We start from the raw sequence: 12,682 nt of genomic DNA, 5'->3' as shown, positions 1-12,682 counted from the left end.
CCATTATGAAGAATAGCTTTTCAAAAGCAGTTTTTTCATTTAAAACTAAATTTGTAAATCCAAAACTTGAAGGTTTACATCGCGCAACAGTGACAAATTTGGAAACTGAGGATTTATCTGCCCTCAATTTCATAAGACGCCAAGCCTTAGTACACCACGCCATTACACACACTAAATTTTATAAAAAAAATACCACCAATTGGATTTTATAAAAAACGGAGTGATGACTAAGGAAGACTTCTTAAAGCTTCCTCATTTAACACGTTCTGAATTAAGTGAAAATTTTGAAGACATTAAGGCGGACAACATCTCTAAGGCCGACTACAGAAAGGCCTGTACCTCTGGAAGTACCGGAAAACCTATCACTATATTACATGACCTGAGACACCCTGAAACCCCTATTAGATGGCGCATTTTAGACTTTTGGGGAATAGAACCTTGGGAAAATCAAGCTTTTATCTACAGATATAAAAGACCTTTAAAAAAAAGGATCAAAAATCATTTACTTTGGTGGCCTACCAAGCGAATATTTCTTGCCGCAGCGAATTTTGATACACAAAAACTTAATAGATTTATTAATGATTTTAACCGTATCAAACCCTCATTACTGCAAGGCTATGTAGACGTTGTTTTTGAATTTGCTCTTTATTTGCTGGACAACAATATAAAAATAAATCCGCCTAAAGTAGTTTGGGTTACGTCAGCTCCTTTATTTGAAGAGCAGCGATTACTAATGGAAAAAGCCTTTGGAGCACCCGTTTGTGATCAATATGGTAATACCGAAATAATGCTGATTGCGGCCGAGTGCCCCGAACAAAATGGTCTGCACATCATGGAAGACACCGTACATATTGAATTTGTTGACAAAGACAATCAGCCCGTACCGCCAAATACTACTGGAAAAATCTTGTTAACCGACCTTACCAACCACGCTTTTCCCTTAATTCGTTATGAAATAGGAGACGAAGGAAAATACTTAGATTATTTTTGTAAGTGTGGCAGACCCTTACGACTAATGGACAACGTTAGAGGGAGACAATCAGTTAATATTGAGACTCCTTCAGGCTTGCGTATACGGGGAGAACATTTGATGATTATGTTCGATAAATATATTGCGGCTTTTAAAGAGATTCAACTACTTCAACAACCGGATTATACGGTATGTATACAATATGTCCCACGCACATCGGATAAAGAAGCTAGGGATGCAGTTGAAGAAATGGTTCATTTACTAAAAAAACGTTCACGTTTAGAGATTGAAGTAACATGCAAGAAAGTAAACCGTATAAAACGTACAACAACAAAAACTCCTCTTATTGTGAGCCACCTCGAACACGATTAAAAACTAGAACCTCTAAAGAAAATATTAAATTATTGTTTAAGCAGTGTTCTAAAAAATTATTGGATTATAGATACCACCAAATATCCAACACTATTGCGCGAAAAGCGCTCATTGAAATTGAAAAAGATAGGGGACAACTAGAACCAAGATTAAAGAAAAGAGCCGATGAATATGCCATCGAGATTTTGGGGTGGAAAGGCTTTTCTCCTTGGTTGCACACTTACTCGGCCTTAGCTAGAGATTTCAAAGAGGGCTGGATACCTGACAATTATTATGGCAGAGTCGTTATACAACAAATACAGGGTTCATATGGCCAAATTTCTTTTCTTAAACCTTTATCTAATAAACTCCTAAATAAAAAAGTCTGTCCTGAGGTGGCTTCTTTTATTAACGGATTTTGGTTCGACCATAATCTCCGCCCTATAAAAAACACCCAAGTTTATGATGTAATTTTCAAAAATACAAACCAAGTAATTTGTAAACTGGACCAATCCTATCAAGGTCGCGGAATATTTAGAATTGAAAAAGAAGATTTTAATCTAGAACAAATTGAAAAAAAGGGAAATTGCGTTATCCAAAAGTTCATAGAACAACATCCTATTTTTGATGAGCTGATTTCAGAAGCAGTAGCAACTATTCGCATCACTACAGTTATTGACTCTAAAAATGAGATTTCTGTTCGTGCCTGTTACCTACGTTTAGGAAGAATAAATGATACACATGTTAAATCTACCAATCATATTCGTGTACCCTTAGATATACAAAACGGGAAACTTTATAACGTAGGTTATCTATCAAATTGGAAATCAATCAACCATCATCCTGATTCAAAAGCTCGTTTTAATCATATAACAATACCCAACTATCAAGACTGTGTTTCTTTAGTTCTTAATCTTCATAAAGAAATGCCTATGGTGCAATCTATAGGTTGGGATTTAAGTGTCGATAAAGATAGTACTCCCGTATTGATGGAATGGAACGGTTATAGTAATGATATAAAATTCTCAGAAGCTATCCAAGGCCCATGCTTCAAAGATCTTGGCTGGGAAAAATTTTCACTCAAAAAATAACCATTCAACATATTCTATATATTTTAAATTAAAAATACAGGAATCGTATAGATTAGTAATCTATTTGTTATTAAGGGACATTATATACTTTACGGCGCATTCTTTTTCAGTATCATTTAAGATATCTTTCCATGCTGGCATTGTACCATTTTTCGCCCCATCATTTATAATAGACATCATATCATCTTTATCATATATCCATTTATCGTCTACTAGACTTGGACCAGTTGCTCCCCGAGCCTTAACCCCATGACATATTTGACAATTCTGTTCATAGACTACCATTCCTTTCTTCAAAGGAGTAATCTCTTCTTTTTCCTCAACCGCAACACCCTTTATCATTTCATTAGATTCATTTTCTGTTGGACGAAACAGAGTAATAGTCTTATTACCATATTCAGAAACATATATGTCACCGTTACTTCTGTTCTCCACCAAATCCAAAGGGCCACTATCAAGAGTTAATTTCATTTGAGCCCCATCATAGTCTTCCACAATATTATAGCCCTTGCCATCTGGCTTAAGAACAACTAAGTCTTGATACCCTAATCGCCCCACGATAAGACACCCTTTTAACTTCCCGTTAAAACAATCGCTCCCATATTCTATAATTCCAGTGGGTGAAATATGAGGACCAAAATCATAAGTAAATCCTCTAAAATTACTATCCGCTTCAACTCCCTTATATTCATAATTATCTACATCGGCACCTCCACGGTTCAACACATATTCGGCCCGAAGCGGGTTGGGGTGCCCATAATACCCGCCCTTTTCCACCCTTGCCATAAAATCATTTTGATCCGGTTGAGCTCCTATTACGGCAGGAATATCTTTTGGCCCGGTATAATGAATTTTCGGATGGGGAGGAATATAATACGGAGATTTAGGGTCTGAAGATGGGGTATTTTCATTACCCCCAGAACCATTGATCGTGGTGTAAAGTTGCCCATTGCTATGCCAGACCATGTCATAGGCATTTCGAAGGCCAGTAGCATATATCTTAAGAGGAGCTCTAACATCATAGGGGTCGTAACTTCCTCCACCATCAACGGTCTTAACTACAATAGGTAATTTTTCAGGTAGCTCAACAGTATTCAAACACAAAACAGTGCCCGACAACAAAGCCTCCCGAGATGGCGCCTGTCCCTCCTCACAGTCGCACCAACCCATACCCGTATTCGCTCCCTGTCCAAAATAGAGCTTCCTATCGGGCCCGAAAACAATGGAATTCGCGAAATTTTCCTCATTCGGACCAAAACGAGGCAACTCCTTTAATATCAAATCATTCCGCACAACCTCACTAGTCGTACTACTCAAACGTAAACGCGCCATACAACCGGCCCAAATCTCTCCGTTAAAATCCTGATGGGAATCTGGGAATTCTGCCCAATTAGAAGAAGTCTCCGAATAAGTAACCCAAACGATTAAACTATCGAAGGTCGAGGCCGGATCAAAAGCTAGGCCAATGGAAAATTTAGATTCTTCGCCATAAGGTTTAAAGGTATGCTCTAACCGCAACTCCCCCGAAGGCTGAACCTGAAATCGCTTTATTTTGCCATCTATCTCACCCGCATACAATTTGTGATCCGGTCCAAATACCAAACTTGTATATAGCCCTTTAACCTCACTCCCTAACTCTATTTTTTGGAAGGTTACGTCGTCTTTTAATGTGCCTTTAGGAGCAGTAACATAAGCTCGATATTTTCTTTTGACATATCGGTTTAACCTATTGGGATAAAATATAAGAACGGCGAAGACGCCAGACAACAATACAACTAATATTCTTTGTATTTTTAGATTCACTTTCTATTTTTTATTACCAAAACTTCTTTTATTGGCTACAATCTTATAGCATAGTTCTGATATATATACAGTTTCATACCGTCAGTATCATCTCCGCAAGCTTTTTTTATCTCGTACACTTTAGCATCCACCAACGTACGGTACCACCAACCCTGAAGAAAATGCCATAAAAACCCCTCCTTGCCTTGGGTAAACCCCAATTTAAAGAAGTAACGATAGACAAAGTAGATAAAGGAACGCCAAAAGAGGGGCATATTGGCATACTTTTTTTTCTTGTCCCGTTTGGATTGGGCATCGGCAGACATGGCATATTTTGCAGCTTCACCCTTGGGCTCTATTAACCCAAACTCTAGATTTAACAACTCTACAGCTTCACGAATCGCGTAATTATTATGTTTTTCAATCCACCAGCCCAAGGGATTTAAATTATGGTCTACAAAAAAGCCATCGAACTGCATACTATCTCCTTCGGTAAGTACTATATGTTCATCCATCCAACGATCTTCACAAACCGCCTTCCCATAACGGAACATTCGCAAGATGTTCATCTGAATCATCCCCTTGGTCATGAGCTTATTCAGAAAATACATTTTCCGCTCGAAGACCACGCCCGAAACACGGGGCTCTAGGGTAGGGAGTTTTTCCCCAATTTCCACGATGAGTTCGTCGGTCAAATATTCATCGGCGTCTAGGCGAAAAACCCATTCGGTCTGAATCGGCAAGTTTTTAAGGGCCCAGTTGACCTGTTTGGCGTGATTATTTTCCCACTTATTCTGATAGACTTTTGCTCCTAACGATTCAGCCAACTCAACGGTTTTATCCGAAGAAAAAGAATCGACAATATATACGGTTTCGGAAAAGCGTTGGGCATTTTTGATACAGCGCTCAATATGCTTTTCTTCGTTATAGGTCAGAATAAAGGTAGAGATGGAATGCATCAGTCTTTTATTTTGCGTGTTTTAATAAATTTAGCTGGATTACCCCCAACAACGGACCACTGTTCAACACTCTTAAAAACTGCTGCTCTAGCGCCAATTACGGCACCTTTACCAATCGTTACACCCGGTCCGATAAATGCATCGGCGGCCACCCAAGATTTATCTTCTATAACTATTGGCGCCAGAAATAAATCATGTGATTTACTCGTATAATCATGACTAGATGCACACAGGTAGCACTTTTGGCTTATTGTAACATTATTCCCTAAAGTAATTCGTCCTTGATTATAACAGTCTACTTTCTGGCCTACACATGAATAATCCCCCACTTCAAGATTCCATGGAGCCCAAATCTTTACGTTAGCATGTACAATACTTTTATAAGACACTTTTGCCCCAAAGAGTCTCAAAACAAAAATTCTCCATTTTCGGAAAATTCGAATAGAAAATGGCCTAAACAAAAGCAGATACCCAATAGACCACACAACCCTTCCAATTTTATTAGACTTAGAAAAATTATGTCGGGTTTCCGTCATATTGTAAGCGTCACTCATATATTATTTTTTAAACGTATATACGCAATTTTTTTACTGATAATTCTAGGAGCCGAACTTGCCACCTCTAACATACGAAGCCTTTTAAGCGTGCTTTTCATACGTCGTTGGTAAATACTATAGTTGTTAGTTTTAAGCGCCCTGTGGAAGCTTACTCGAGACACTTTAGTAACATCTGATCTCATCGTATAAATTGTCTTCCTAAGTGGAGAAAGCTTATAGGAATTAGCAGCCACTCTTTTTTCCGGCCTCCATTTATTTGATTTATCTTTCTTATGTAAACGATATGACAATCCTTCCCTGCGTTGCCTAAACCCGCCGGCCTGTGCGTACTTGGCATCTTCTTCGGTAAGGTTTACTAAATTCACCTTTTTTTCTTCAATACATTTCTCCAATAGGCTATTTATTTCCTTATTACGAATAATAAGCATATTCGTTCCTTGCGCATCAATTTCAAATTGAGGCAACCAAGCATCACCAACGGTAATATCCGCAGTTTCACCCACTACGTCATCACAAAAATCACAAGCCTCTAACATTAAAGCCCCCTGATTGAATTTACCCCCTATAACATTTCCCGAATCTTCAACAATCTCTTGAGCATCGCTATAAGCTGTAAACACATAGGCCCTTGCAGGAATACCCTCACCCTTAGTCCTATATTTAAACTTAGTTGCTTTTTCAGGTGTAATTCCTTTTCCCCACGCCAAGGAAAGTGTCCAATTTACGCTTTTCAGATGACCACAAACTAAGGCCAACGTATATTTTATAGACTCCTTCACATATGAATCTTGCAATTGCACCCTTCTAATCGCCTTTATCATACAGGGTACACCTATCAATAAGTATTTTCCCGGTTTTTCATGAATTAAGTTTAAAACTCCAGAAAGCTCTATAACATGATATTTTGTTCTAGCTCCATTTTGGATTTCATCCAACGTTGTACTTATTCCGTATTTAAAAAAAGGATCAGAAGCGTTGTTCCTTTTTGCTTCCTTAACATGTATGACGCCATCAATCATTCCGTTCTCGAAGAGTGCCGCGCCAATATAAGTCCCAAAACCACCAGAAGTACCACGATTTCTATAGTCGGACTCAACTACATACCCCCCATAGACGTTTTGATAAGGACCTATATACTCACTACTTTTATCATTATCCCGACCCAAAAAGGTACTGGCCAGCACATCTTCATTGAAAGAAGGATTTAATGAGGGGCAAACAAACTCTGCCTTCTCTATCGTTTTTTGATCTTTTTTTTCAATTAAGCTAAGGTCAGGTATATATTCGCCATACTCATTAATACTCATTTTTGTACTTGTAGCGTAAGCACATGCTCCGCACCCCGTACAGTATCCACCTGAAACTACCTTCTCTAAACTCCCTTTTTTAGTATCTGCTGTCATAAACTAGTTTAATGATTTTTTCAAAAATTCAACTGAAATGTTTATTTGCTTATCTAATTTAGATTTAACTATTTCGAAATCAATATCAGTTAATTTATTCAAATTCACCTCATCACCTTCCCGCAATAAACGTTCTTGTAAACCTACTACGTTCATGAGACTTTCTTGTCGGCTATTATTATTTTTACTCGCCGGTGTAATTGTATAAAAAGGTTTTTCAAAAATCAACGAAAATATACTTCCATGAAATGAAGTTGTTAAAACAATGCTGGCACTATTATATAACCCTAGAAATTCGGCAGGACCGTAATCTCTAATATTTATTATTTTATCGTCCGATTCTAAGGGCATTTCATTTTTACAAACACGAATTATTTTATAACCTGTATTCTTTTGTATTCTATATGCCAAATCTTCAGCGTACTTGTTTTTCTTAAATATGAAGAATAAAATATAAGGCTCACTATGTTCGTAAGGAATCATAATGTTCTGCCAATCCTCTTTTGAAAGCAATAAGGTTGGATCAACAACATGCAATGCATCCTTGCCGGTTATATCTTTTATGATATTGACACCATCAGATTCCCTTGTGCTTATATGCTTAAGGTTGTTAATCCATTTTCTATATTGGTCATAATAGGTTCCATCTATACTACCAACCCCAAAACTAGACGCATAAGAAACTTTATTAGCTTCTTTAGGCGCAAAAGTGAGAAAATAAGGAGCTATATTCGTACCATTATTCGGGTTCCATACTTGATCACTTCCAACAATATAAGTATCATAACCTAATGTTGAATTATAGAGTTCGGAATAGCTGTGGTATGTTTTTGACACAGCCGTATGCTTCTCATGAAAACCATCAAAACGTTGCTTTCTGATTTTTGCGATTTCAGGATATTTGAACGCACTATATTTATCTAACCACTTTAAAGCCAAATCTTTTAATCGATTCTTTATTGAAGTTTTTATAAGAGGTTGAGAGGCCGCTTCACTCTTGTAGTTAGGATTTTTATAATAGAGGTAATTAATAATCTCATTATCAAACCCCATAAGCTTGAGCTTATGATGAAGGGCAAAAGCCTGGAGTTCAGCCCCATAATTATTTACGTTAAGAATGGTAATAATTCCTATTTTTTTCATTTGGGAGGTATTCATTTAAGGGTTTATTCCTTTTAAAAATTGACGAGCTGCTTGAGCTATTGTAAAATATTCCTGATAAACTTTAATCGCATTTATAGCCATTTTAGACTTTTCCACTTCGCTGAAAGACAACCATTTTTTTAATAGTTCATAAGTTTCCTCTTCATTATCGTTTTTCACGATTCCACCCTTTTCTTTTTCTATTTCACGCCAAATATTAACTTTATTACTTATAAGTACAGGCTTTTTACAAGCCAAAGCTTCCACTACAGCTATACCAAAATTTTCTTGATGGCTCGGCAAAACAAAAGCCTCGCTCTCATAAAAAGCCCCCCACTTTGCAGCTCCTGTCAACATTCCTGTGAATAGAATATTTTCAGATGTTTCTCCCAATTTCAGTATCTCGTGACCATATGCATGATCAACCGGACCCGCAATTATAAGTTGTGGCAATTCTGACAATTCTTTCTCTAGTCGCAAATAGGCCTTAATCAATAAATCAACACCTTTTTTTTGATGAATTCTACTTAAAAACAAAAAAAAAGGCTCTCCTTTCCATTTTGGCACCTTTTCCGCGAAAGCTTTTTTATTATTGGGATTGTTGTGTGGCGGGGGTTGGATACCATACCCTGCATTAATTTCCTTTTTCGGATTATAATTGGCAAACGCAGTTCTGGCCAGTAATAATTCTTCTTCACAAGTGAACAAAATACCATCTGCACCGTTAACAACCTTATTCTCGAACAAACGCCAGTACACCTCATTTCTCAATGCCTTTAATCGTCTTTCTTTAGCTTTTTGAAAATAGGGATCCAGCATACCATGTGGCATAATATAAATCTTTGGAGACGCTTTTTTTGATTTTCTATAGACCCGCATTGCCTTTATTGCAGCATGGCTATGATATTGCCAAAGGCCATGAACAATTACCGCATCATACCCAGCGAAATTATTTAGTAGCCATGGAATTAACTTACTATTGTATCTCCATGGATTTTTTGCTCCTCCAATAGCGTATATTTTAAACGAATCTTTACCCAAGTAATCCGCATCCAATTCATCAAAACAAACCACCTCATTCTCTACACCTAATTTCAGAAGCTCCGGAATAGCATTTCGGATACCTTGACATGGTCCTCCTTGCTTAGGGTTCATGCTTGCTATAACTCGAAGTATTTTCATGCTTTTTTCTCAATTTAAATTACACCTCAAATAGTCTGAAAGAACTACCCAAAAAAACATTGTTAATCATAAATTTAACGGACATCAAAAAGTAATAAGACACGTTTGTTGGACCATTTTCAACAAAAATGGCAACCTATTAAATCGCAAGTAAATATCATTCTTTTGCAGGATAATCTCAAACTATTCAACCCAATTATATCCAATTGACTTCATTTTTATCAGCTTCATACAATTTAGTTAGATATGTTTGGTTTTTCTAAATAAACAGACTCCAAAAGCCTACATATCAAGATTAATAAAACTGCAACTAAATCCATGCTTAGAAACAGTTGTCAAACAAGAAATTAATGTCTTACCAAAAGCTGAGGATACGGATGAGATTGAGAATCTATAAGGACTGTTTGCGCTTTTTCATTCACTTTAATCAAAAGAGGATGTGAGTTTCCCGAACCTATAACCGAATTGACGAGCAATCCATAATCCAAACGCCCTAATCCCCCACTTAAACTTGAATTAACTATAAATGCATTTCTGCTCTTGATATCATTAGCAAATAAAGGAATATTATCCGACACGACTGTGCCTTCCATATAGACATCTCTCGATTTAAAAATAGTATTTGATTTATTGTTTTTGAACAATCCCGAGTAGATGGAAATGGTACTTTCCCCTATGATATATTCACCTGAGTTATTAATAAAATCGCAATTAGCAAAGAACGACCCAATATGATATTTTAAATCAGCAGCAATCCTATTCCCGTCAAACTTACAATTTACCCATGCAATTAAATTGTCAGCACGACCGGCCATCATACTCACACCAATATCGCAATTAATGAATTGACTTTCGTAAAACACCAATTTATCAACATACATCATAGATTTAGTCTGTCCACTTACATATGACGGATCTACTTCTTGATAAAAACCAACTCCACATTTAACAAAACTCACATGATCGATAAAATTATTATCAAATCCATAGAATTTATCCAAATGAATACCATATTGTTGATCACGAAAAACCAAAAATTTCAAGTTGCACGAGGTGACCTGTAAAAAACTATCCCCATCAGACCGTATTCGAAAGCCCGAACGCCCCCCCTGCAATGTCATATTAGCAAGAGTAAAATCTACTGCAGAAGAAGCCCCTTCCCCAATAATCAGTGGAAAATCATCGGTAAGACCAACCAAAACAGTCTTCGCTGTACCTTTACCAACAATTCCCTGCCCATCTCTTAGAACAATACTACTTCCAATATAATAAACCCCTTCATCCAATTCTGCAATATTACCTGAATCTACCAGATTCTGAATATACTCAGACTGATCTAACTGATTTTTTCTCTTTCCTCCCCATTCACCACCCATCGGATCGGGTAAATTACCAAATTCACCTCTACTCCATGGTTTAGATTGAGAACCTATAATATTAGCTTTTATCTTTTCTAAATTTCCACCTGTTATTTTTGAAACTACAGGGCTTTTATCAAGGTAGACGTCGGCACTATTTGAAAACATAGCCAAATTAGTACCTGATTGGGGATTGACCAATTTGTATCCTTCAGAATCATCAGACAAAGAAAATACATCTGTATTCGGCTGCACCACACTTGCTCCCCCTCCTTTAGATGTCAGACTTTGCTTTTGTATGTTAAGAATTTCAGCTTCCACATCAAATACCGGAGTCTTATGGGGACCGTTGTTCCCCCCAGTCATACCTACTAAACTAACCTCACCCATTTTTTTCATATTGAGCAACGGCTTATCACTCTCCCCATCATAGTTCCAACTCTCCGCATCCACTCCAACCCATGTAAGTGATTTCAAGTTTTCAAATTCGGCAGAATGACCTCCTGGAGTCAATAAGTTCAACCAAACCGACACATTACCATAACTCGGTGTAATACTATTTCCTTTCATCACAATTTGAGGCCACCTACCATGAATCCAATGCTTAATAAATTTATTGTTACGAAAATAACCAGCATTACCACAATCCCAATTCAGCATACATCGATCCAAATTAATGAACACATTATCAGACAAACTACAATCCTTACATTCTAGGGTAGTAAACAGTAGATTCTTTATCGTACAGTTGGATATTTCGGCACCAGCCTCAAAAGTTATATTAGAATTTACATTTAGTACCCAAACATCCTTACTACCAGCCTTTATAGTAATACTAGGCACTTTATTTTTAGTCGGATGTCCATATAAACGTTGACCTGATTTCAATACAATTTTAGGACCGGGGTAATTCCCTTCTTCAAGACGAACAGCTCCATAAGTATCCAAGGCTTCCTGTAACTTGTACGCATCTTCAAGTGGAAGTAAATATGAATCGAAATAGAGTTTTTCCTCTGGCAGGTTCTCGGCTTCACTTACCTCTGAATCTTGGGAATCAGGTACCGATTTTTCATCCAAGGCATAATGATAGCTCTGGGCACTTACCGAAACTACACACAATAGAAATAAAAATTTAAAACACTTCATTGTCCTGATATTATATAGGCGTTATCCCCTGATTTTCGCAATAACCCAAAGCGTACATTCCCGCTCTCGCTTTTAAAATTGGCGGTACCGCCCTCTTTGTAATTCAAAGATACACCACTTGCCGCTTTTACGGTAAGCGAAGCCCCGTTATGGGCCTCTAAATTCACCGTCTCCCCCACCTGCATATCCGAAAATCCAGAGGTAAGGGTTACCGTAGCGGTCTTGGTACACTCCAAGGTATTCCCGATATCACCTGCAGCTATATTACGCGACGCCCGCAAGGATACCACAGCGGCACTGGAATACCCCCACTGCCCGTAGCCGCCCCCGATACGTTTTCGGCATATTTGGCATACAAGGCGTAAGGCACGCTCAACAACTGGCTCACCCCGATAATGGAGTAGTTGCTTCCGCCCTTGGGGTCTACTTGGGTCTCTATAAAAAAGGGACCGTTGTCCCATGGTATTTCACTAAAACTACCTGAAATCTGGCTGCCGGCACCGATTTCCAAACTTACCAAACCGTTGGCATTGGTCGTGGCCGAATGCGACTCTTCGTATACGCCGCTTCCGTTTACACCCCCTTGGCGTACAATAATCTTAAGATTGACCGGCGCATCGATCACCAAACTGTTGTCACTCGACCGAATAATGGCCTGATAGCTCATTTTTTCGGGTGCCTGCGCCGACATTTCCATGAAGGCGAGCAGCATAAAAGCAAATAAAAATTTCAATTTCATA

12 protein-coding genes are annotated in these 12,682 nt (G+C 37.9%); 3 read left to right on the top strand and 9 right to left on the bottom strand.

The window, feature by feature from the left end; all coding sequences use genetic code 11:
* Positions 1-5 precede the first annotated feature (5 nt).
* From BW980_RS22260 to BW980_RS04310, 3 genes are read left to right on the top strand one after another with little or no spacing between them, the layout of a single operon-like run.
* Entirely contained in the window at positions 6-212 is a 207-nt protein-coding gene (locus tag BW980_RS22260) for a hypothetical protein (protein WP_139327582.1), read from the top strand.
* 11 nt (positions 213-223) lie between these two features.
* A complete protein-coding gene (locus tag BW980_RS04315; RefSeq protein WP_076453667.1) occupies positions 224-1,342 on the top strand; it encodes a phenylacetate--CoA ligase family protein in 1,119 nt (372 codons plus the stop codon).
* Positions 1,267-2,412 carry a sugar-transfer associated ATP-grasp domain-containing protein gene (locus BW980_RS04310; protein ID WP_083690342.1) on the top strand — a complete coding sequence of 382 codons (1,146 nt, stop codon included), beginning with the start codon at positions 1,267-1,269 and terminating at the stop codon, positions 2,410-2,412. The genes BW980_RS04315 and BW980_RS04310 overlap by 76 nt, the downstream gene beginning before the upstream one ends.
* A 60-nt stretch (positions 2,413-2,472) precedes the next feature.
* Here BW980_RS04310 and BW980_RS04305 read toward each other — a convergent pair whose 3' ends face one another.
* The 9 genes from BW980_RS04305 to BW980_RS04265 all read right to left on the bottom strand — a co-directional run bounded on the left by BW980_RS04305 (position 2,473) and on the right by BW980_RS04265 (position 12,681).
* Positions 2,473-4,215 carry a PQQ-dependent sugar dehydrogenase gene (locus tag BW980_RS04305; RefSeq protein WP_076453665.1) on the bottom strand — a complete coding sequence of 581 codons (1,743 nt, stop codon included), beginning with the start codon at positions 4,213-4,215 and terminating at the stop codon, positions 2,473-2,475.
* A gap of 35 nt (positions 4,216-4,250) precedes the next feature.
* A complete protein-coding gene (locus tag BW980_RS04300) occupies positions 4,251-5,153 on the bottom strand; it encodes a glycosyltransferase family 2 protein (RefSeq protein WP_076453664.1) in 903 nt (300 codons plus the stop codon).
* Complete coding sequence (locus BW980_RS04295) at positions 5,153-5,707, bottom strand: LbetaH domain-containing protein (protein WP_076453663.1); 555 nt, start codon at positions 5,705-5,707, stop codon at positions 5,153-5,155. Before BW980_RS04295 ends, BW980_RS04300 begins: the two co-directional genes overlap by 1 nt.
* Positions 5,704-7,113, bottom strand: coding sequence for a Coenzyme F420 hydrogenase/dehydrogenase, beta subunit C-terminal domain (locus BW980_RS04290; RefSeq protein WP_076453662.1), 1,410 nt, complete (start codon positions 7,111-7,113; stop codon positions 5,704-5,706). The genes BW980_RS04295 and BW980_RS04290 overlap by 4 nt, the downstream gene beginning before the upstream one ends.
* A 3-nt stretch (positions 7,114-7,116) precedes the next feature.
* Positions 7,117-8,256, bottom strand: coding sequence for a polysaccharide pyruvyl transferase family protein (locus tag BW980_RS04285; protein WP_076453806.1), 1,140 nt, complete (start codon positions 8,254-8,256; stop codon positions 7,117-7,119).
* Positions 8,257-8,271: 15 nt separating this feature from the next.
* Positions 8,272-9,438 carry a glycosyltransferase gene (locus tag BW980_RS04280; protein WP_076453661.1) on the bottom strand — a complete coding sequence of 389 codons (1,167 nt, stop codon included), beginning with the start codon at positions 9,436-9,438 and terminating at the stop codon, positions 8,272-8,274.
* Positions 9,439-9,785: 347 nt separating this feature from the next.
* On the bottom strand, positions 9,786-11,942 hold the full coding sequence (locus BW980_RS04275; RefSeq protein ID WP_076453660.1) for a hypothetical protein: 2,157 nt from the start codon (positions 11,940-11,942) through the stop codon (positions 9,786-9,788).
* Positions 11,939-12,232, bottom strand: a complete 294-nt coding sequence (locus BW980_RS22255) for a hypothetical protein (RefSeq protein ID WP_139327581.1) — start codon at positions 12,230-12,232, stop codon at positions 11,939-11,941. Before BW980_RS22255 ends, BW980_RS04275 begins: the two co-directional genes overlap by 4 nt.
* On the bottom strand, positions 12,202-12,681 hold the full coding sequence (locus BW980_RS04265) for a hypothetical protein (protein ID WP_076453658.1): 480 nt from the start codon (positions 12,679-12,681) through the stop codon (positions 12,202-12,204). The genes BW980_RS22255 and BW980_RS04265 overlap by 31 nt, the downstream gene beginning before the upstream one ends.
* Position 12,682: the final 1 nt, after the last annotated feature.

It is taken from the genome of Zobellia uliginosa (assembly GCF_900156625.1).
In the GTDB taxonomy this organism is placed as follows: Bacteria; Bacteroidota; Bacteroidia; order Flavobacteriales; family Flavobacteriaceae; genus Zobellia; species Zobellia uliginosa.
The sequence above is the reverse complement of the archived record's forward strand: the minus strand, read 5'-3'. Positions and strand labels throughout refer to the sequence as shown.

What these genes read in the sequence shown, in the direction of transcription:
- BW980_RS22260 (WP_139327582.1), top strand. Translation starts at nt 6, where the DNA reads ATGAAGAATAGCTTTTCAAAAGCAGTTTTTTCATTTAAAACTAAATTT.
- BW980_RS04315 (WP_076453667.1), top strand. Translation starts at nt 224, where the DNA reads ATGACTAAGGAAGACTTCTTAAAGCTTCCTCATTTAACACGTTCTGAA.
- BW980_RS04310 (WP_083690342.1), top strand. Translation starts at nt 1,267, where the DNA reads ATGCAAGAAAGTAAACCGTATAAAACGTACAACAACAAAAACTCCTCT.
- BW980_RS04300 (WP_076453664.1), bottom strand. Translation starts at nt 5,153, where the DNA reads ATGCATTCCATCTCTACCTTTATTCTGACCTATAACGAAGAAAAGCAT.
- BW980_RS04295 (WP_076453663.1), bottom strand. Translation starts at nt 5,707, where the DNA reads ATGAGTGACGCTTACAATATGACGGAAACCCGACATAATTTTTCTAAG.
- BW980_RS04290 (WP_076453662.1), bottom strand. Translation starts at nt 7,113, where the DNA reads ATGACAGCAGATACTAAAAAAGGGAGTTTAGAGAAGGTAGTTTCAGGT.
- BW980_RS04285 (WP_076453806.1), bottom strand. Translation starts at nt 8,256, where the DNA reads ATGAAAAAAATAGGAATTATTACCATTCTTAACGTAAATAATTATGGG.
- BW980_RS04280 (WP_076453661.1), bottom strand. Translation starts at nt 9,438, where the DNA reads ATGAAAATACTTCGAGTTATAGCAAGCATGAACCCTAAGCAAGGAGGA.
- BW980_RS04275 (WP_076453660.1), bottom strand. Translation starts at nt 11,942, where the DNA reads ATGAAGTGTTTTAAATTTTTATTTCTATTGTGTGTAGTTTCGGTAAGT.
- BW980_RS04265 (WP_076453658.1), bottom strand. Translation starts at nt 12,681, where the DNA reads ATGAAATTGAAATTTTTATTTGCTTTTATGCTGCTCGCCTTCATGGAA.